General features: G+C 46.8%; 20 protein-coding genes. 7 read left to right on the top strand and 13 right to left on the bottom strand.

All coding sequences use genetic code 11. The features are described 5' to 3' along the window. Positions 1-17: 17 nt before the first annotated feature. Positions 18-1,343: a (Fe-S)-binding protein gene (locus DESPODRAFT_RS19670; protein ID WP_083843597.1), complete on the bottom strand. Its 1,326-nt coding sequence runs from the start codon at positions 1,341-1,343 to the stop codon at positions 18-20. Positions 1,344-1,914: 571 nt separating this feature from the next. On the opposite strand from DESPODRAFT_RS19670, the gene DESPODRAFT_RS16700 reads away from it, so the two are divergent. The 6 genes from DESPODRAFT_RS16700 to DESPODRAFT_RS16725 all read left to right on the top strand — a co-directional run bounded on the left by DESPODRAFT_RS16700 (position 1,915) and on the right by DESPODRAFT_RS16725 (position 7,690). Beyond that, positions 1,915-2,250 carry a phage holin family protein gene (locus tag DESPODRAFT_RS16700; RefSeq protein WP_004075103.1) on the top strand — a complete coding sequence of 112 codons (336 nt, stop codon included), beginning with the start codon at positions 1,915-1,917 and terminating at the stop codon, positions 2,248-2,250. 184 nt (positions 2,251-2,434) lie between these two features. After that, positions 2,435-3,265, top strand: coding sequence for a rhodanese-like domain-containing protein (locus DESPODRAFT_RS16705; protein WP_004075105.1), 831 nt, complete (start codon positions 2,435-2,437; stop codon positions 3,263-3,265). 152 nt (positions 3,266-3,417) lie between these two features. Next, the gene (locus DESPODRAFT_RS16710; RefSeq protein WP_004075107.1) at positions 3,418-4,464 is read left to right on the top strand and encodes a hypothetical protein; all 1,047 of its coding nucleotides are present in this window, start codon (positions 3,418-3,420) and stop codon (positions 4,462-4,464) included. Between the two features lie 425 nt (positions 4,465-4,889). Then, a complete protein-coding gene (locus DESPODRAFT_RS16715; protein ID WP_004075109.1) occupies positions 4,890-5,219 on the top strand; it encodes a hypothetical protein in 330 nt (109 codons plus the stop codon). Between the two features lie 110 nt (positions 5,220-5,329). Further along, on the top strand, positions 5,330-6,379 hold the full coding sequence (gene tdh, locus DESPODRAFT_RS16720) for an L-threonine 3-dehydrogenase (RefSeq protein ID WP_004075110.1): 1,050 nt from the start codon (positions 5,330-5,332) through the stop codon (positions 6,377-6,379). Positions 6,380-6,397: 18 nt separating this feature from the next. Then, positions 6,398-7,690 carry an aminotransferase class I/II-fold pyridoxal phosphate-dependent enzyme gene (locus DESPODRAFT_RS16725; protein WP_004075112.1) on the top strand — a complete coding sequence of 431 codons (1,293 nt, stop codon included), beginning with the start codon at positions 6,398-6,400 and terminating at the stop codon, positions 7,688-7,690. On the opposite strand, the gene DESPODRAFT_RS16730 is transcribed toward DESPODRAFT_RS16725, so the two are convergent. Beyond that, a complete protein-coding gene (locus DESPODRAFT_RS16730; protein WP_004075115.1) occupies positions 7,633-9,132 on the bottom strand; it encodes a protein adenylyltransferase SelO in 1,500 nt (499 codons plus the stop codon). The genes DESPODRAFT_RS16725 and DESPODRAFT_RS16730 overlap by 58 nt on opposite strands. Positions 9,133-9,492: 360 nt before the next feature. Between DESPODRAFT_RS16730 and DESPODRAFT_RS16735 the strand changes: the two genes are divergently transcribed. Continuing rightward, entirely contained in the window at positions 9,493-9,975 is a 483-nt protein-coding gene (locus DESPODRAFT_RS16735) for a YchJ family protein (RefSeq protein WP_004075117.1), read from the top strand. Between the two features lie 79 nt (positions 9,976-10,054). Here the strand turns inward: DESPODRAFT_RS16735 and DESPODRAFT_RS16740 are convergent, their stop codons facing one another. From DESPODRAFT_RS16740 to DESPODRAFT_RS16790, 11 genes are all read right to left on the bottom strand, one after another. Then, a complete protein-coding gene (locus tag DESPODRAFT_RS16740) occupies positions 10,055-10,402 on the bottom strand; it encodes a hypothetical protein (RefSeq protein WP_004075119.1) in 348 nt (115 codons plus the stop codon). 66 nt (positions 10,403-10,468) lie between these two features. After that, complete coding sequence (locus DESPODRAFT_RS16745) at positions 10,469-10,978, bottom strand: GGDEF domain-containing protein (RefSeq protein ID WP_004075121.1); 510 nt, start codon at positions 10,976-10,978, stop codon at positions 10,469-10,471. A 70-nt stretch (positions 10,979-11,048) separates the two neighbouring features. Continuing rightward, a complete protein-coding gene (locus tag DESPODRAFT_RS16750; protein ID WP_004075123.1) occupies positions 11,049-11,741 on the bottom strand; it encodes a hypothetical protein in 693 nt (230 codons plus the stop codon). A gap of 10 nt (positions 11,742-11,751) precedes the next feature. After that, positions 11,752-13,128, bottom strand: a complete 1,377-nt coding sequence (locus tag DESPODRAFT_RS16755; RefSeq protein ID WP_004075124.1) for an ABC transporter substrate-binding protein — start codon at positions 13,126-13,128, stop codon at positions 11,752-11,754. 58 nt (positions 13,129-13,186) lie between these two features. After that, complete coding sequence (locus DESPODRAFT_RS16760; RefSeq protein WP_004075126.1) at positions 13,187-14,023, bottom strand: ABC transporter permease; 837 nt, start codon at positions 14,021-14,023, stop codon at positions 13,187-13,189. Further along, positions 14,010-15,212 carry an ABC transporter substrate-binding protein gene (locus DESPODRAFT_RS16765; RefSeq protein ID WP_004075128.1) on the bottom strand — a complete coding sequence of 401 codons (1,203 nt, stop codon included), beginning with the start codon at positions 15,210-15,212 and terminating at the stop codon, positions 14,010-14,012. The genes DESPODRAFT_RS16760 and DESPODRAFT_RS16765 overlap by 14 nt, the downstream gene beginning before the upstream one ends. Further along, positions 15,202-15,978, bottom strand: coding sequence for an ABC transporter ATP-binding protein (locus tag DESPODRAFT_RS16770; protein WP_004075130.1), 777 nt, complete (start codon positions 15,976-15,978; stop codon positions 15,202-15,204). The genes DESPODRAFT_RS16765 and DESPODRAFT_RS16770 overlap by 11 nt, the downstream gene beginning before the upstream one ends. Before the next feature lie 3 nt (positions 15,979-15,981). Further along, positions 15,982-16,812: an ABC transporter substrate-binding protein gene (locus DESPODRAFT_RS16775; protein ID WP_157488520.1), complete on the bottom strand. Its 831-nt coding sequence runs from the start codon at positions 16,810-16,812 to the stop codon at positions 15,982-15,984. 231 nt (positions 16,813-17,043) lie between these two features. Then, complete coding sequence (locus DESPODRAFT_RS16780; RefSeq protein ID WP_004075134.1) at positions 17,044-18,723, bottom strand: ABC1 kinase family protein; 1,680 nt, start codon at positions 18,721-18,723, stop codon at positions 17,044-17,046. A 23-nt stretch (positions 18,724-18,746) separates the two neighbouring features. Next, a complete protein-coding gene (locus DESPODRAFT_RS16785) occupies positions 18,747-19,049 on the bottom strand; it encodes a phasin family protein (protein ID WP_004075136.1) in 303 nt (100 codons plus the stop codon). Between the two features lie 25 nt (positions 19,050-19,074). After that, a complete protein-coding gene (locus DESPODRAFT_RS16790; RefSeq protein WP_004075138.1) occupies positions 19,075-20,922 on the bottom strand; it encodes an acyl-CoA dehydrogenase family protein in 1,848 nt (615 codons plus the stop codon). Positions 20,923-21,201 lie beyond the last annotated feature (279 nt).

Raw genomic sequence — 21,201 nt, forward strand, 5'->3', positions numbered from 1 at the left:
GCCCAAAGAGAATCGTTCTACATGGCAGTTTCAGGGTGGAAGACATTTACTTCTTTAAGGTCATCTCCCAAGTATTCTCTTTCGTTGGGTCCAAGAATGCCCAAAGACAGAGCGAGCAAGGTCCATAAATGAACAACGCCGTAATGCCCTTCGTAATGTTCGCTGAGCTCATGAATCTGGGCATGACAGTTGTGACAGGCGGCAATGCAGTAATCCGCACCGGTGGCCTTAATCTGATCGTCTTTTATCCGCCCGTAGGCCAAACGTTCCTTTTTGAACCCAGACTGAAGCGTTCCGCCACCACCGCCGCAGCAGTAGTTGTTGGAATGATTGGGCTGCATGTCAACAAAGTTCTCTTCACCTACAATGGATTTCACAACAAAACGCAGGTCGTCGGCAATGGGATCGCCATAGCTTTTTCTGACAATCTGGCAGGGATCCTGTACCGTGAATTTAATTTTCAGGTCTTTGTTCCAGTCGGAACTGGGTTTAAGCCGACCTTCACGGATCCATTTTGCATAATATTCATAAATGTTTTTGATTGCTAAATCGTCACTCTCAAGATTAAATTTTTTCGCTCCGGCCCGGACCGAGTAAGTAACGTGCCCTCACTCGGTATTGAGGAACGTCTTACACCCCAACTTCCTGGCCTGATTAATGCTCATTGATGTCAGATGTTTCCAGTTTTTGTCATCTGCCAAAAACATACAATAATTTTCACCACCCCATCCCTTGGAGCCGTAGGTCCAGTCGATTCCGGCGGTGTGAAGAATTTTCCATAAGGGGACCATCTCGTCAGGTTCGGTGACCGGCTCCCTGGAGTTCTGGTTAAGGAAGAATTCAGCCCCTTCCTTGTCAATGGGGGCTTCCATATCTTCAAATTCCGGTTGGGCTTCCTTATATTCTTCGAGAACATCATTAACCACAAATTCAAAATCTTCCTCAGAGGTACCCATGGCTGAACCGGTATCATGCATCAAGGCCGCGTCACAGGAATTCACGAGGCCTACTGGGCGCTCTTCTCTGGGGCATAAGTTCCTGGCGTTGTAAACAAGCTGAGGAATATCAATTTTCATGGGGCAGACATAAATGCAGCGCATGCACATGGTGCACATCCAGGGCCAGTTCGATGCAGCAATTTCCTCATCCATGCCCAGGGCAGCCATACGCAAAAATTTTCTGGGGTCCATATCTGCCAGCCCGGTGGCCGGGCAGCCTGATGCGCAGACGCCACATGTCAGGCAGGCATTTAGATTTCCGCCCTCGGGCAGAATCTCTTTAACCTTGTCGATAAAAGTTGAGGCCTTTTTCTTCCGGCCCAGTTTGATGACAGTTTCTGCCATGTCGTTTCCTTTCTTAAATACAGTTAAAGGTGAACAATCAGCATGTTAATGGTAGTTGTGGGTTCCCATGATCACCTGGATATCTGTTTTTCCCTTGATAATGTCAGACAGTTTTCTCATGGTTTACGCCTTATTCCCTTAGGGTACTGTTTCTATAACATCTTGATTATATTTGGTATAATATTTGCCAAAAAAAAACAACCCTCTATGGGTAAAAAACTATAGCAAATAATAATAGTGAATTCAATTGAATGATCAAAAATTGGTGCCTGTTTTCCTGTTTATATGAAAATCTCAACAAGTTGTTAAATTAACTTCATCTTTTCTGGGGATTTAGTCTGGGCGCAGACATACCGGATAAGGCTCATGGCTGTTGCTCTTAATCCGGCAGTCGTGAAATTTGATAAAAATTCTTTCCACGGCCTGAAAGTATGGGTTAGAATACCTGAGGGTTTTTTTATAATAACGTCTGGGTAAGTGACTCAGATCTTTCAAGCGTTGTTGTGGGCTATGCCTGGCAGTTGATATGTCAGGTCAGCCCATGGCTGTTATAAAAAAGGAGAAAATGTCAATGTTGATCAACATTCTGATTCTAAGCGTCGCGGTATTTCTGGTGGCTAATTTTTTACCCGGTATCCGGGTTAAACATTTTGGAACAGCCATTTGGGTGGCCATTGTCTACAGCCTGATCAATTTTTTCTTTGGCTGGCTGCTGATTCTTTTATCTCTTCCTTTTATAATCATCACATTCGGGCTGTTCAAACTGGTGATCAATGCCGTGTTGCTCTGGCTCACCAATAAAATGCTCGATGATTTTGAAATTAAAGATTTTTTCACAACGTTTATCGCTGCCCTATGCATCACCATTGTGGACTCTGTGATCAAATGGACCATGGCATCCATGTAAAACAGGAGACAAAAATAGAAAGAGGCAAAGAAAGCAATGAACTCATTACAAATTTTTTGGTTTTCTGGGCTCAGGGGTGACAAAAAATTGGCCTTTGATTAAGATAAAAAGAAGCTAATTGCTCTGATTTAGTGGGTTAAAAAATGATGACCAACGGACAACAGAGCCTATGAGTGGGTAGATTATGATTATAGACGACGAATTTAAAGAAATTTCATTTGAAGCATTTGAACAGTACCGTGCTGCAAACAAGGAAGCCGATTTTATCCTGGTTGATGTCCGGCAGGAACGAGAATATGCGGCCGGACATCTTCCGGGGGCCAAACTGATCCCCTTAAATACGCTGGGCAACCATTTATCGGAACTTGCTCTGGACAAGGACCTGTTTTTTTACTGCCATAGCGGTGCCCGATCGGAAGTGGCCGGCATCATGGCGGCAGAAAGCGGCAGAGACCCACAGAAAACCTACAATATCACCGGCGGATTTCTCTCTTACCAGGGCCATTCCCTGGAAGGATTTCCCCGGCTGCAGGTGTTTGACTACCAAGAAAGCGATGACCAGCTGCTTTACCAGGGAATGGAACTGGAAAAAGCCGCAGAGCGGTTTTATGAAAGTCTTCTCTCCTTTACCCCGGATCAAAATTTTATAGCCCCGCTTGAACAACTGTCAAAGGCTGAAATTGCTCATGCCCGAACTATTTATTCGTACTGGAAGAAAAGCGTTGAAAACCCGTTACCCTTTGAAGAGCTTTATGGATCTCTGAAAGGGGAAATCCTTGAAAATGGCCGTCCCCTTTCAGACGTGATGACCGATTTGTACGCCAATCAAAAAGTCACATGGACAGATATCATAGAGATGGCGTTGAGCATTGAAATACAGGCCTATGATCTTTACCGCACCATGGCAGACCGTCGGGGGCAGGGTGAGGCACAGGACGCCTTTCTCTCCATTGCCCAGATGGAGAAATCACATATGAAGCTGGTGGCTAAAATGCTCGGGGATGATACAATTTGATTTACAGGGTATTGCATAAATTCTATATTTTTATGTGATAATTCTATACACAGAAACAAAAAGGGTTGACAAAAATCTTATAACCATCGTAGGAGTCTGGTCCAATCAGGTTTTTTTTGGCATTTTTTAGTATATTTAAAAAGGAGAGAAAGATGAAAAAAACTATTGTAGTTTTCGCGGCACTTGCTCTAATGATGGGTTCTGCCTATGCAGCAGAGTGGAATTTTTATGGAAGTGCCCGTATAGCTACCTTTTGGGATGATACTGACATCATTTCAGGCGATGACGGCAATACACAATATTCTGAATACCTTCAGGTGAACGCCCGTATCGGTGCAAACGTTAAAGTCTCCGACGAACTGACCGGACGTTTTGAATATGGGGCTTCCGGTGGAAACGCCAATATTCGTTTGCTTTATGGGCAATGGGACTTTGGTGCCGGTAAATTAACAGTGGGTCAGGACTACGCGCCGATGTCCTGGCTCTGGTCCAACCAGGTCTATGGCCATGATGGTGATCTGCTGGCACAGGGTGCTCTTTATTCCCATCGCGCGGCTCAAATTCGTCTGGATTTCGATGGTTTTAAAATTGCTTTTCTTAACCCGGACACTACTGTAAACAACAACGGAGCAGGTTATGCCGGAGATGACCAAGTCATTATTCCTGCCATTGAAGTTGGTTATACCCTTGACCTTGACATGCTTGTTCTGGACTTTGGTGCCGGTTACAGTACCTTTGAGACCACTGTTGGTTCGGACGAGGAGGATGTTGATTCCTATGTTCTGGGTTTAGGCGCTCAGTTTAACACGGCGGGTTTCTTCATGAAAGGCGATGTCTACTATGGTCAAAACGCCGGTAACTTAATCTGGATTTCTGTTGACGGCGACACCGCCATAAATGACGGTTTTGCAGAAGTCTCCGGTGGAAAACTGATTGATAACGAATGCATTGGTTTCATGCTGGTTGCCGGTTATAAAATTAATGACACCTTTACCGTTGAAGCCGGTTACGGTTATAATCAAACCGACCTTGATGACAATGATGAAGATGAAGATGAATCGGCCACATACTATCTTAATACCACCATCCATCTGGCGCCTGGTGTTTTCGTTGTTCCTGAAATTGGTTTCTTGGACGGTAGTGAAGACGGCGACACTGAGACTATTTACTACGGCATGAAATGGCAGATCAACTTCTAATGATCTAATGATTTAAAGGGATACCAGAAAACCTGAGGGTTTCCAGGCTTGCTGCCCATAAAAATATATGCTGCAATCTTGAGAAAAAGTATCATCTCCCAAAAGTTGTGAACCATTCCGGCGTTTTCAGCAAAGGCGGTTTTGGGAAGGAAGTGGGAAACCAGATTTTTTTAAGGACAGAGAGGGAGCGTCATCTTCAAGATATCAAGGTTAAAGCGGCCGTTGGCTGCACCAGAACTTTGGTAACTAAAGAAGATGGCGCTTTTTTATTAACAGCCTGTTGCAGGGGGTAATCAAACAATGTTGGTGTCAAAAAAATTAGGCCGCCTGCGCGTTCTTTTGCCTTGACACCGGCAGGTACAGGTTTATATGTTTTCTGATAGGTGTGAGTTCAGCCAACTGATATGTAATCAAGGAGCGTTTATATGGTGATTGAAAAATTTCTTGAACTTAAAGAGAACTTTGAACTGAAAAAGTATGTCAGAAATATGGATTTTGATAAAAAGAACTGCTGCTCATTTTATGGATCACCCAAAAAACATCCATATGGAAAAGAGCGCGTTATTTTGGTGGCGGATCCATTTGGTGAGCACACCTTTTACTATGATTTTAAACTAAAAGATATTTTGTCAATAGAGGAGCAGGGCTGTATTACAAGTCCGGCAGGGGATTCGATTGCCATGGTCCGGCTATGGGTAAAAAACGGCAGCGTCGGACTGCAGTGTACCCCGTTTGCCGTGGGACAAACCATTTGAGTTGATCAAGAACTTTTACCCTTCTAATATATAAAAATACTGCCGTTGACATTTGATACAAAGAACGGCAGTATGTAGGAAAACCTTTTGAATAAAGGATTTTTCTTGTCATGACGCCATCCATTCCCAATACCATGAAAGCCCTGGTAAAGGCCCAGCCCAAAGAAGGGCTCTGGCTGCAAGATATACCGGTTCCCGGCATCAGCCACAACGACGTGCTTATTAAAATTTTAAAGACAGCCATCTGCGGCACGGATGTGCATATTTACAACTGGGATAAATGGTCCCAAAAAAATGTGCCCGTGCCCATGCACATAGGGCACGAATTTGTGGGAAAAATTGTTGCCGTCGGTTCCCATGTAAAAGATTGCAGGCCCGGGGATCTGGTTTCCGGGGAAGGCCATATTATCTGCGGCCATTGCAGGAACTGTCTTGCCGGGCGTCGTCATCTGTGTCGAGACACAAAAGGCGTGGGCGTCAACCGGCCAGGCGCCTTTGCCCAATACCTGGCTATCCCGGTAACCAATGTGTGGTTTTGTGATGAAAAAATCCCCTTGGACATTCTTGCCTGTTTTGATCCTCTGGGTAATGCTGTTCATACCGCTTTAACCTTTGACGTTCTCGGCGAAGATGTACTGATCACGGGTGCAGGGCCCATAGGATGCATGGCAGCGGCAATTGCAAAACATGCGGGCGCCAGAAATATTGTGGTAACGGATCCGAACCCTTTCCGTTTAGGTCTTGCCAAAAAGGCAGGTGCCACCCGGGTCGTGAATCCGGAAAAAGAAAACCTGACCAAGGTTCAAAAGGAACTTGGTATGAGAGAAGGATTTGATGTGGCCATGGAAATGTCCGGGAGCCCTGCAGCACTCGACGCCATACTCGATAACATGTTCCACGGCGGAAAAATCGCTCTTCTAGGCATTCTGCCTGAAAAAATTCCCATGGACTGGAACAAGGTTATTTTTAATATGCTCACCATCAAAGGGATATATGGACGCCAGATGTTTGAAACCTGGTATAAAATGACCGCCATGGTTCAAAGCGGCCTTGATATTTCCCCGTTGATTACCCACAGGTTCGATTACACGGAATTTCAAAAGGGATTTGATGTGATGCGGACAGGAAAATCAGGGAAAGTGATACTGGATTGGGACTAAACTACAAAGGGCCTTGATATGACAACAGAGAAATTGGACAAAAGCCTTCAAACCGAGTTGGCCGCCCTCGCTGCTGAAGGCAGGGCAAAAGCCCCAGAGAGAATTATTACGGAATATATCCCCCCAGCAAACGATTCAGGTCCAAGATACCGGCTTGCAGGATCCAGCAGAGAATATATCCGGCTCAATTCAAACTCCTATCTGTCTTTATCCACCCATCCGGCGCTTGTTCAGGCGGCCGACAAAGCAACGCGTGAATTTGGTGTGGGCCCTGGTGCGGTCAGATTTATAGACGGAACATTTAGTTACCACGCTGCATTGGAAAAACGAATTGCCGAATTTGTCGGCATGCCTTGTGCAAAAATTTTTAACTCAGCCTATACCGCCAATTGTGGCCTGGCTTTGTCCATCTCCAGTCCAAAAACACACTGGATAGGGGACCAGCTCAATCACAATTCCATTATCAGGGCCATGCGTATTTCAAATATCCCTTCCGCCAACAAGGGTATTTTCAAACACAATGACATGGAAGATCTGAAGCGCTGCCTTGATGAGGTCCCCCCGCACATCGAACGTGTCGTGGTCATTTTTGACGGTATTTTTTCCATGCGTGGCGATTTTGCCCCCATTGACGCAATCCTCAAGGTCTGCAAACCCTATGACGACAAATTTAAGGACGGCGTTATAACCGTTGTGGACGACTCCCACGGCATCGGTGCCTATGGCGCAACAGGCCGGGGCACCAGCGAGCATACAGGCGTCCGGCCAGACGTCATTGTCGGCACTTTCGGCAAAGCCTTCGGGGTTAACGGCGGCTTCATCGCAGCAAGTGATACCATTATTGAAGCGGTTCGACAAAAGGCAGATACATATATCTATACCAACCCTTTAAGCGTTGCAGACTGTGCCGCGGCCCTGGCCGCCATTGATATTTGTGACAGTGACCAGGGTCTGGACCTTCTGGATCATTTAGGCACAATAACCACAGTTTTTCGAAACGGTCTTAGGAATATGGCCCTTGAATCAATTGACGGTCCTCATCCCGTGGTGCCGCTCATGGTCAGGGATACCGCCAGAACCCATGATCTGGTAAATTTTCTTTACGAAAACGGTGTGCTCGTGGTGGGCTTGACCTTTCCGGTTGTTCCCAAAGGAGATGAAACCATACGGTTTCAGATCAACGCCTGCCATACCCATGCGGATATTGATTATGTCCTGGGGTTGATCAAGGTTTTCGTCAACAAGGTTGTACCTCAAGTACCGCAAAATGTCCGGGTTACCCGTTTTTCATCGGCGGGTGCCTGGGCATAATCGGTAAACTTGGGCTGTTCCGTAAAAGGATTTTCATAAAGCGCTGTCAGCAGGTGTACCTGACTGAAATCATCTCTGGCTTCAGCATCCTCAATCGCCTTGTGAATCCGGTGATTTCTGGGAATGAAAAGGGGATTGATCCGGTTCATTTTTGCCTGAATGACGTCAGGACGATTTTCTTCAGCCAGCCGCTTCCGCCATGATTCAAGCCAGGCAGAAATAGCATCCGGTGCTTTGAAAAGTTTTTGAAATTGCGGCGTCATGGTTGATCCTTCCCTGATTTGATCTGCCAGATAGCGAAACGTCAGGGTAAAATCGGTTTTTTGACTCTGCATGAGAGCAAGCAGTTCCCCAAGAAGGGAAAAATCCTGGTCACCTGGTTTTTCTATTCCGATTTTTTTGAGCAAACCAACCTTTTGGGCGTGAAGAAATTCTTGTTCAAACGCAGTTAAGGTGGCATCAATCACATCCATTGCCTCTTCCTCTGTGTTACCTAAAAGCGCTTGTAAAGAAATGCCAAGAGCGTGCAGATTCCACTTCATAATGGCGCCCTGGTTGGCATAACGGTATCTTCCCATGGTATCAATGGAACTGAAGACCATGTTCGGGTCATAATAATCCATAAAGGCACAAGGCCCATAATCAATGGTCTCTCCTGAAATTGAGGTGTTGTCCGTATTCATGACCCCGTGAATAAATCCAAGCTGCATCCATTTGGCCACAAGCCTGGCCTGCCTTGTGGCAACCGATGAAAAAAATTGCCTGTATCGGTCTTTTGTTTCCAAAATTTCAGGGTAATGGCGGGCAATCACGTAATCGGCAAGCTCGCCAATTGCCGCTTCATCTCCCCGGGCGGCAAAATACTCGAAACTGCCCACCCGGACAAAACCCGATGCGACCCTGGTCATAACGCCGCCCGGATGTATCCCATCCTCGCGCAGGATTCGTTCTCCTGTGGAGACGATTGCAAGGGCCCTGGTGGTGGGCACCCCTAACGCGTGCATGGCCTCACTGACAATGTACTCACGGATTACAGGCCCCAGAGGCGACTTGCCGTCTCCGCCCCGGGAAAACCGTGTTCTGCCGGAACCTTTGAGTTGAACATCAACGCGTTTACCGTCCGGGGTGATCTTTTCTCCGAGCAGAATGGCCCGGCCATCGCCAAGCTGGGGCACAAATCTGCCAAACTGATGCCCGGCATATGCCATGGCAACAGGTGTGGAATCTGCAAAAACAAGATTTCCTGCCAGACAATCTGTCAGTTCCGGCGTCTCTTGAGTAAAATTAAACCCCAGTTCACGGCCCAGTTTCCAGTTGTATTTTTGCAACACAGGGTCGTGTACGGTTTCGGGCGTAATGGGTTCATAAAATTTTTTCGGAAGCATTGCAAAACTGTTTTTAAATCCCGCGTTAAGGGTTGACACTGAAGGTGCTTTTTCCATGTATGCGCTCCTTGTTTGGCTTTCATGAAATATTTCATTGTTAATAAAAATAATGCATGAATATGGAGAAGTCATCATTCGTGTCCGTTTCTTTATGCAGCTTTTGCTCAATTAACATTGGGTTGCAGTATGAGGAAACCTATGCCTATACCCTGCCGGGATTATAGCAGACCTGGGCTGTCCGGCGCTGGTGATCTCCAATGGATATGAAAAGGATGCCGAACAGGTGATAACCTCGTGTCAGCTCGCTGTGGAAAGTCTATATTTAAGAAAAAAGCATTATGAATATTGCCGGACTGCAGCGCATGTGATATTTCCCTGAGATTCAAACTAACTGATTTCCATGGAGGAAATGTAAATATGGAAGAATGTCCCTGCGGAAGCAACCTTGCTTATGCCGAATGCTGCGAACCCGTCATTACCGGAACAGAGCCTGCCCGGACTGCACAACAACTGATGCGCGCCCGTTATAGCGCCTATACAAAGGTTGATACGGATTTTATTTTTAACACCACCCATCCGGATCACCGGGAGGGGTACGATCATGCCAGCACAAAATCATGGGCGCAAAATTCGGAATGGCTGGGCCTTGAAATTGTTGCAACAGAAGCCGGCTGTTCCGAAGACCAGGAAGGCACGGTTGAATTCATAGCCACTTACCGGACAAACGGCACTGTTCAAAATCATCATGAGCTTGGCCGATTTTCAAAACAGGACAATGCATGGTTTTTCACCACCGGTGAGATGGTGAAACCAAAACCTGCTGTTTCCACCAAGGTGGGCCGGAATGCACCCTGTCCCTGCGGCAGTGGGCGCAAGTACAAGAAATGCTGCGGTAAATAAAAGACATTTTTAAAGATACAAGTTCCGTAATCTGACATGGGCCCGGACCCGATTTCCTGGAATCCGGGCTGATGTCGTTTTAGAACGTAATGATCTTGTATCCTTTTTCGATGAACGCGCCCATGGAAGGATGGTTGGCCATATCCCCAACCAGGGGAATGCCTTCCTTTTCAATGGGAGCAAGGGCGTCAAGTTTGGTTGCACAGGCCTTGCAAGCGCCGTAGATAAGGCCGGCCTCTTTGGCTTTTTTGTAAAGGGGGTTTAAAAAATGCCCGGATTCCGACATGGGCCCGACAAGTTTGACAGATTCTCCCTCCAGAACAATAAGTCCTTCCTGGCCCCGCCGTTTTAGGTCAAGGGCATTGAGAAGTACGTGAACAAAGCATAAAGGGTCTCCCCGGAATGCAAATAATACGGTTTTTTCCATGATAAACCTCCTGATTTTGAATTTTTGGGAAAGTGGATTGACAATATATGACGGCCCGAAAAAGCGCTATCGATCCCTGAAAATACTGGTATTCCGGCCGCTCTCCTTGGCCTGGCAAAGGGTTATGTCCGCCTCTTGTAACAGGCTGCCCAGGGAATTGAATTCAGGATATTTACGTCCAATTCCAATGGAAATTGTACAGGACACAGCACTGCCGTCCTTCAGGGGAATCCGGGTTTCGGCAACGGTTTTCAGGATATCCGAAACAATATCCATAGACACTTCGTGGGTCTGTGCCGTGTACATGACGGAAAAATCTTTACCGCCCATGCGCCCGAATATTGCATCCGGTGGCAAGACATCTTTGATGACATTTGCCACTGTTTTTAAAACGATGTCGCCCACATCATGGCCATACTGATCATTGATCTTTTTAAGATAGTCAATATCAATCATCAGGACATATAATTCACTGCCTGACGCATTGAACAGGGGCTCTCCAAGTTCAAAAAATCTCTTTCGGGTCAACACACGGGTTAAAACGTCCCGGGTGGCCATCATATCAAGTTGATTCATACATTCTTTCGCAAGGTGCCTGATGAGAGCACTTTTTTTTCGGAAAAAGTATCCATGGTTTTTTCCGCTATCACTCTTTTTTCTTTTCCCAGAAGTTACGGTTTTCCTGCAGAATGTCACTTATATCGTCATCAACTACATTCTCATCGTTTTCCTTGTCTTCCAGATTAATATCTGTAAATGCATCAATGTTTAAATCTTCTATATCATCCTCATCATCCTCTTCGGATAAATCAATCAGTTCATCAGCATCATCTGAGTCAAGGATGTTGAGGTTCTCCTGATCAAATCCAGGTTCATCTTCAAGGTCTTCAATTTCCAGTTTGGGATCAGCCCCCTGCATCTCATCAGACAGCTCTTCGGGTTCGGTATCCTCTGCCTTTACTTGGCCGGGCTCATCATCCGGGGCATCATCATCATCGGGAAAGTGAATAGACAGATTGTCATCCAGATCTGATACCGGGGCAGCATTTTCATCATTTTCATCCTGAGTGTCTTGTTTAGACGCCGTACTTTCACTATCTTCAATCAGGTTTCCGTTCCGGTCAAAAAGCAGGCTGCCGTTAATATTAATTTTATAATCAAGCCTGAACGCCACATGATTGTTATGTACCACAATCTGGCCGCCTTTGGGGGACAGCGCCTTTGCGGTCAGACGCTCCTTGAGCAGATCCCTGACTGCATCAAGATCCAGATCTTTTTGGACAGATGCAATGAGGTCTTTTTCTCCGTTCAGTATGACTTGGGGATCTGTAATTCTCATACATAACTCCTTAATTTATATTAAATGCGATGTTGGCAAAACTGGGGTCAATAAAGTTTTCAAGGTCAATAATTTTGCCGATCTCCATGACATCGTGCATGTATCTTTGAATTTTATCTAAATCTGATGCTTCCGGATAGAGTCCGTCCCAACAGATGGCCATGGGCTGGGAAAATACATTTTGAAGCACCTGAGAACTCAACCCCATTTTACCTTCGGGGTCCAGGAATTTTACGGCAATGTTCGCCGCCCGGGCCTTATCGTTTTCAATAAACTCGCCGGTATCGACCAGCAGAGAGACAAACTCCTGAACAGCTTCAGGATGTTTCTGGATAAAGTCCTTTTGCATGGCCACAATGCAGCAGGGATGATTCTCCCAGCGTGTGGCTGAATAAAATTCCAGGTTGCCGATTCCCCCCTTGATGGCTTTGGTGGCAACCGGTTCGGCAACCATAAATCCCCCCACATCTTCGTTTTCTTTCATAATGCCGGGCATCTTAATGGGTGGAACCACCTCAAAGCGCACATTAATCGCTTTTTTCCCCGGAACACCGGGTTTGAGCCCCAGTTCCTTCAAAAATTGATGTGCAAGCATGTGGTGAACCGACATTTTGTGAGGAATATCCACAACCTTGTATTTGTAAAAGCTTTGCAAAGAGTCAAACCTGTAATCATAATGCCGGGAGCGCACAAATGTGGAACCGTTCTTGTGGGCAAACAGGACCAGCTGAATAGGGGAGTCATAGGCAAACAGGTCCATGGCAATGGGTGCCAGAACAAAGGCGCAGTCAATTTCCCCGCTTTCAAGGCCTTCCTGTATCGGGTTCCATCCACCCATCAGGCTGGTGGACAGATCAAAGTGCTGGGGGGTCACATCCCCTTGGTTAATGCGGTGTTTCAGGGCGCCCAGAGCAAGGTGGTCGGTAATCTGAATGTGGGCGACATTGAGTTCAACGCGCCCTCCAATAATGCTTCGCTTTTTTGTTATCCGCTGTTTTTTCATCCCTCCGGAGAAAGCCCTTTCAATCGCCTTTGTTATTTCCTGTTCATTAAACGGCTTTGGGCAATGGGCATTCCCACCGGCTTCCAGGATGGCTTTCTGCTGGCCCATGTCGGCCTGGGCCGTGGCCATGATAAAAGGCAGATCCTTAAATGCTTCAGAGGCTCTTAATTCTTTGAGAAATCCAAGGCCATCGAGCGTGGGCATGTTCCAGTCGGAGATGACAAGATCAGGTTTTTCAACTTTTACTTTTTCAAGGCCGTCTACACCGTTCACCGCCATAACAAGATTTGAAAATCCGGCTTTAGCCAGGATTTGTTTGAACATTATCCGCATAGTGCCTGAATCATCTGCCACAACAATTTTGATATTCGGGTCTACCGCCATAAAATACTCCTTATGTCCTGAAAAGGTATAGTATATAAAAAATTAAAAATTTTATCTCTTAAACATCGTCGGTCCATGACCAGCTGAACCTGTGCTGCAATTTCTGGAAAACTTTGTCGAGTATAAATCCCAGCATGCCGATGGCAATGATTACGGCCATAAGTTTGTCATATTCCATGGTATCCCTGGCATCGTTAATCAGATAGCCGAGACCCGATGATACCCCTAAAAATTCTGCCGGGACCAAAACAATCCATGCAATCCCCAGCGCCAGTCTGATGCTGGTCATCATATGTGGGATGGAATATGGAATAACAATCGTTTGAATGAGTTGAACGTTATTGGCACCCTGGTTCAAAGCCATTTTTATCCACTGGGGGTTAATATCCATGACACCAATGGCTGTATTGAGTATTATAGGACAAATTGTCGCCATTACAATCAAAAAATGAACTGCGGATTCAAAGCTGGTAAATAAAAGCAATGCAATGGGCATCCATGACAGGGGGCTGATCATTCTTACGAATTGAATCGGCGAATAGGTCAGCTTGCGAAGACGAGTGAAAAAACCGATCAGTATGCCCAATGGGAGTCCGATGACTGCTGATATGGCTATCCCTACAACGATTCTACGCAGGCTTGCAAAAACCGACATCCAAAATCTGGAATTCTGAAAAGCGTCTGCCATGGCCGTTAGAGTCGGGCCGGGTAGAAAACCTTTAAAATGGGACAGTCCAGGCCTGGTGAAGATAACCTGTGTGATAACGGCCCAGGCACAGGCAAACAGGACAAGTCCGGCAAGTTCATATTTCCAGCCCGACCATACCCGGGTGAAAAATGATGATAAGCCGACCTGGACGGCTCTATCCTGGAAATTTTTTTCAATTGATTTCAACGGTTTCTTCCCTGGAAAAGAGATCTTCTGTGTCGCGATGGCTGAACGCTTTCACTCCCCCCATGTCGTCAAGGGCTTTTCTGACAAAACGGTCGTCCACAAGCTGTGCAACGGCTCTATTTACATCAAGGGTTGTCAGAAAATCCGTGTTGCCTTCAACCTTGGTTTTTTTCATCTGTTCCAGAATAAATCGGGTGGCTGATGGAAAAGGAAAGGGCTGGAAACCGATTCTTTCTACATTCCACTGGGGGTGTATCAGTTCTTTTTCGGGGATGGCACCAAAAACCCTGTGAAGAATTGATTCTTTTACCGGCAAAAATCCTTCGCCGTCCCTGCTGAGCAGATGAGCCGTTTCCTCTGGGTTTTGCAGGCACCACGCCTGGGCTCTTACAATGGCATTTACCGCCTTTTGAATTACTATGGGGCTTTCTTGGATCAGGTGGTCATTGGCGACGACAACACAACAGGGATGATTTTTCCAGATATCTCCGGAATATCGCATAATTTTTGCCGAAAATTTTTCCTGAGCCAGCGCGTTGAAGGGGTCCGCCACGATAAATGCGTCTATCTTATTTCCCAAAAGCGCCTGGGGCATATCCGGGGGGGGCAGAATAAAAAGATTCACCTCGTGGGGGGCAAGCTTTGAGCCCGGCGGTCGGATCACAGCTTCAAGCCCCTGGACCTGAAGTCCTAACTGCATGACCAGATTGTGCATGGAGTACCATGAGGGCACGGCCACCTGTTTGCCGGCCAGATCCGCAAACCGGTTGATGCCGGCGTCTGTTTTAACAGTGACCGCACTGCCATTGGTGTGATTCCAGGCCAGAACCTTGACGGGTACGTTCTGCTTGAATCGCATCCATACGGGGATGGGAAAAAGCATGTGGGCCAAATCAAACTTACCCGTTAAAAAGGATTCGGAAAGTACTTTCCATGACCGCACCATGACCGGCGGTTCCACATGAAGTCCTTCGTGGGAAAAATAACCCAGAGTGTATGCAACGAGTAAAGGGGTGGCATCTGTAATGGGCAGATAACCTATTTTTAACGGTCTTTTTTTTGCCGCTGCCGAGCAAGGAAATACCATGGGGGCACAGGCGGCTATGCCTGCTGTCCCTATTGCTGTTTTTAAAAAACTTCGCCGTGAAATACTGTTGGGGCATACCGGCTTTACATGGTTAAATTCCATTCGTCAGGCTCCGTTTAACTAAATATGCGATTTTAAATCGTTCAAGAATATCGGTTCTCAACGCTTTGATCACAGGATCATGCTGTTTTCTGGGGTAGGGTACATTGATATCGAAAATATCGGAAATCCCGGCAGGGGAACCAGCCAGAACAACAATTTTATTGCCAAGGCGTATGGCTTCATCAATATCATGGGTGACAAAGACCGCGGTAAAGCTTTCGGACATCCACAGGTTTACCAGTTCTTCCTGGATATGGGCCTGGGTAAAGGTATCTAACGAGGCAAAGGGCTCGTCAAGCAGCAGGACCTGGGGACGTCCCACCAGCGCCCTGGCCAGGCAGACCCGCTGAGCCATACCTAAAGAGAGCTGGCTGGGTTTTGCATCAGCCGAACCTGTCAGCCCCATGATTTCGAGAAACTGGCTTACCCGGTATTCCAGATACTGGGTCTCTTTCCTGATTTTACAACCATAGGCCACATTCTCCTTAACGCTGAGCCATGGGATCAGGGCCGGTTGCTGGAACAGCATGGAACGTGAGGGATGGATGCCGACAATAGGGTTGCCGTTCACCCGAATTTGACCGCAGGTCGGATTTTCAAGCCCAGCCAGCATGTTCAGCAGGGTGGTCTTTCCACAACCCGATTCACCCAGAATAATCACAAAATCCCCAGGATTTATGGAAAAGGAAATATCCTTGAGAATCTGATGTTTTTTTTTCCCCGGCCCGTCGTAGGATTTACAGATTTTTTCAATATCTATTTTCAAGTACTATAATTCCGATAGAACAGTATCAATAAATTCGGGCCTGACAAATCCATTGAGGTCGGCTTCGATCGGCATGACCTTCATGGTTGTACGCATATAATCAAGCACGATGTTCAAAATTTGCATATCCGGAGCCAGAAGTTTTGGGCAATAGGTAATCCCGGAGGTGTTAAGTGTCCTTCGTATCTGCTCGCCAGAAAGGCCTAAAAAAGAGGCGGAGATGCGTTCAATGGTGTTTTCGGCGGTGTCCGGGGATGATGACATATACCGGTCAAGTTCCCGGGCGCTATAAAGGAGACAGCTGACCATCAGGGCCAAATCCTCCCCTTTGGTCACAAGCAGATCCTGGTGTACCACGAATACACTACCCGGATGATCCTTCCACAAATCCCGGGAAAGGAGCAGATGTTTGAATCCTTTTTTTTCAACCTCCGCGTCACCAAAGGGGGCAGGGCAGATAAAAGCTGCAATATCGCCGTCAAGATCCGAACTGGCCATTTCCGGCATCAAGGCAAACGGTACTGATTCAATTCTGACGCTTTCTCCTAATTTTCCCGAACCGGCGATTTTTAAATTTCCTGCACTCAGCAGTCTGTGCAAAAGCAGATGTTGAATACTGAGCCTGTGCGGAATCAAAACGCTTTTACCTTTAAGATCCGCCAATCTTTGAATTTGGTTGGCCATAATGACTCTGCTGCCTGCCCTGTGAGTGAACATGAGCATGGATATTGCCGAACCCTTGTTAAACAGATACATGGCCTGGGCAATATCCATAAAAGCGGCATGAATATCCCCGGATGCAAATCCCCTCTCCACCTGTTCCCAGGAACGCATGGTAAAAGGTATAATATCCGAATCGGCACCAGACCCTTTACGCTGGATGTAACGGGGTAAAGCAAGTCCTAATATCAGATGATCAATACTAATAAAATGTCCGATTCGGATAGTCAGGGGCAGCCTCAAATCTTTTAGACTTATTGATTTTGGATTTTATTGAGAAAAACTTTAACACAGCCCGGAATGCGTTGGCAAGTTTGTAGACGCAATTTATTTCATCTGCGGTACTTAAAGTCGCCCGCTGCGAATAATGGCCACCAATAGCCAGACACCAAGGAGAGCAGCAGCAATGAATCCGGCAATGCCGATGATGGAGACGCCGAGAATCATGGGCGGGATCCGGGAGTTGAGTACAATGGCCGAGCCCAGGATCAGGGCGGCAATGATAATGGCAAAAGAGATCCGATTGGATGTCTGATCCTGGGTCATCATCAGCCGCTCCAGACCATCAAGGCTTACCGTGATCTTTATTTTTCCCTTTTTGATCTGGGTCATGATGCTGCTTGTATCCCCGGGCAGGGTCTGAAGCAGGGAAAAGAGATCCCTGGCGATGCCTAAAAACTCCCGGGAGAGCCGGGGTAATGAATATTTTCTTAGGGTTGCGGACTTGATATAGGGCCGGGCATGGTTAAGGAGATCAAATTGAGGGTCTAGTGTGCGTGCCACCCCCTCAATACTGATAAATGCCTTCATCATTAAAAACAGGTCCGGAGGGATTCTCAACCCGTGCCGGGTGCAAAGCTCAAGAAACTGGTGAATCATGCGGCTGGGATTGATTTCTTCAAGCTTTCTGGACAAATATACCGCGCAAAATTGTGCGATATCCTTTTCCAGGGCCGCCATATTGACCGATGGGTCGGGCTCGGTCAGACGGCAAAGCAGACGGGCTGTATTCCTGGTATTTTTTGAGGCAAGCGCCTGGAGCAGATCAATGAATAACTCCCGGGTAGTTGAATCCACAAATCCCGTCATGCCAAAATCAATCATGCAGATGCGCTGGTCTTCCAGAATAAAAATATTGCCCGGATGGGGATCGGCATGGAAGAAACCAAACTCAAATATCTGACGCATGACAAAATCGGCGCCAATGCGGGTGATTTTTTTTCTGTCAAGAGCTGCCCGGTCAATGGCTTCAACGTCATCGGCCTTGATCCCCAGGATATATTCCATACACAGCACCCGTTGTGTGGAATGGGACCAGTAGACTTCGGGAATGCGGATGTCCGGTTCTCTGGCGAACTGGTCAGCCATCTGTTCCATATTGGCCGCCTCCACCATGTAATCGAGCTCTTTTTCCAGGGATTGGGCAAATTCTTCAACAATTTTCACGGGTCGGAATATGGCCATATCTTCCAGGTTTTTTTCCATGACCTGGGCCAGATAGTGGATGATTTCCAGATCAACCTCGATTGTTTTACGGATGCCGGGGCGCTGAATTTTTACCGCCACCTGCTCCTTTGACGACAGTTCCGCCCGGTGAACCTGTCCGATGGAGGCCGAAGCAAAAGGAGCCTCCTCAAAGGAATAGAATACCTCACTGATGGGTCTGCCAAACTCTGAAAGAATAATTTGTCCGACCTGTTCAAACGAAAATGACGGCACCTTGTCCTGGAGTTTGGCAAGCTCCCGGGTCAAGTCCAGGGGGATCAGATCCGGCCGTGAGGATAATACCTGGCCCATTTTAATGAAGGTGGGCCCAAGCTCCTCCAAAACCATCCTGATCCGCTGATTCCTGGACAGTTTCTCATGGGGTTTTGAGAACGGAATTTTATCAAGATAATGATCAATCCCCATGGCATCAATAATATTTTCAAATCCGTACTTGAAAATAATGCCGATAATCTGTTGGTAACGAACCAGATGCCGGTATCGTTTCGTGACCCTGGAAATGGTCTTAAAACTGAGCATGGTCAGGGCAAGATGCCTGGATTTCAGGCCTCTTTTTCAATTTTTTTAGACAGCTCGTCAATCCGGGCATTGAGTTCATCAATATCCCCACGGGTGGGCAGATCCAGGCGTTTAAGTACCGATTCCACAACTGCTTCAACTTTTTTATCAAGGCTGGATTTTGCTTCGTCGTACCGTTTTTTACACTCTTCCAGAAAGTCCTTTGCCTCTTTCTGGTTCATTTCAGACTGTTCTGCGAACTCCTTGGCAAAGGTTTCAATTTCTTTTTTGGAGCGCAGCGCCATACCCACCCCGGTGAGCAGACTGTTTTTTAAGGTTTCAAGCATGTTCTTTTCCTCCCTTTTATTTTTACTATTTTGAGCCAAAGGAGACGTCCAATATATCCTCCACAGAGCTATCCCCTTCAAGAATGGCATCCATCTTACCATAAGATCCGGGCAAAAGGGTATTGATAAAAAATCTGGCAGAGGCCATCACGCCGGCATAAAATGCTGCCTCTTTGTTTTTCCCAACCTTGGCAGCCACAGCTTCAGGGTCAAGAGAGCCTACTTTTTCAGCCAATTTAGGTGCGGCAACACAGGCTCGCCACAGATGCATCCAGGCAAAGACGATATCCCCTGTAATCTCCAGGAAGGGGTGAGCAAAGGCATAAGCGTTAAGCACCTTTTCAGACCTTGCCCTTGCACCGATCTCATAGGCAACAACATCATACCGGTCCAGAGCAAGTTCGACCTTTTCGAAAAGTACTTCAAGTCCTTCAATTTTTTGGGCTTCAATTATGGTTTTTCTGATCTGATCCAGGAAGTATACAAAACTTTGCCCATTGTTCATGGAGAGCTTGCGACCGAGAAGATCCATGGCCTGGATCCCGTTGGTGCCTTCGTAAATCATGAAGATTCTGGAATCACGCATGAGCTGCTCTGCCGGAAATTCCTTGCAGTATCCATATCCGCCGTAAACCTGGACGCCGTGGGAGCAGACCTCAAGGGCCTTATCCGTGATATAGCCTTTGACAATTGGGGTGAGTACCTCAATTAAAGCGGCGGTATTGGCCTTTAATGCCTCATCATCCGTGGTATGAACAATGTCCTCGCATTTGGCATAGTAATAGTGCAGGGACCGCATGCCTTCGGTGTATACTTTCATATTCAGCAGCTGGCGTTTAACATCCGGGTGATTAATAATGGTTACGTTTTTGGCTGTGGCATCCTTGCCCGCTGTAAGATGTCGGCCCTGTACCCGGGTTCTGGCATAATCAAGGGCGTTCATATAAGCGGCGGACGCCACGGCAAAACCCTGGACACCCACAAATGCCCGGGATTCGTTCATCATTTGAAACATTGCGGACATGCCCTTGTTTTCTTCGCCGAGAAGGGTGCCGATGCAAGGTCCTTTGTCTCCCAAAGCCAGGGTGCAGGTAGCATTACCGTGAATGCCCATCTTTTCTTCAAGGCCCGTGCATACCACATTGTTGAATTCACCCAGGGAGCCGTCTTCATTAACCAGGTATTTGGGCACCAGAAACAGGGAGATTCCCCGGGTGCCCGCAGGTGCGCCCTCAATACGCGCAAGGACCGGATGGATAATATTATCGCAAAGATCGTGTTCACCCGCAGAGATGAAAATTTTTGTACCCTGGATGGTGTAGGTGCCGTCATCGTTCAAGGTGGCTGCGGTGGTCAACGCGCCCACGTCGGAACCGGCCTCGGGTTCCGTCAGGAGCATGGTGCCGCCCCACTGGCCTGCAAACATTTTTTTCATGTACAGTTTTTTCTGGGTTTCATTACCAAAGGCTTCCACCAGCTTGGATGCGCCGTGGGTCATGCCGTAATAGAGCATAAAGGCGGAGTTGGCGCCTACCATATATTCCAAAGCTGCGCACCCCACGGTTTTGGGCATGCCCTGGCCGCCCACCTCCGGATCATCACACATGGCCAGCCATTCACCTTCGCAGAAGAGCTTCCAGGCCCGTTTGAAAGATTGGGGCGTGGTCACTTTACCGTTTTCAAGGGTGCAGCCGATCTCATCTCCGTCTTTAAATGTGGGCAGAATCTCCTTAATGGCAAGCTTCCTTGCTTCCGAGACAATCAGGTTAACGGTCTTTTTATTGAATTGCTCAAATAACTCATGGTCAACCGTTCCGATTTGTTCATGCAATACAAAGTCGACATCGCGCCTGTCTGCAATTGGCTGTGCCATATTATCATTCCCTTCTTAAAACTGTTCATGGTTGATATAGGTAGGCATCTGTTGCACGCAACAAGATGCCGACTAACGAAAAGCATGGTATATGTAGTATAAAAAATTTAATATTTCCAAATTTTTTTGAAAATTGTTTAGCTGAATTTCTAAAATCTTTTTTTCATTCCGGCCTTTATTAATATAAGAAGGTTTAAATATGATTATTTTTTTGCTAAATAGAGTTAATTATCGGCCCGGTTTCATATGAGTCTAAGATGTTAGTTCCGTAAAATAAAT

Source organism: Desulfobacter postgatei 2ac9, assembly GCF_000233695.2.
Lineage (GTDB): Bacteria > Desulfobacterota > Desulfobacteria > Desulfobacterales > Desulfobacteraceae > Desulfobacter > Desulfobacter postgatei.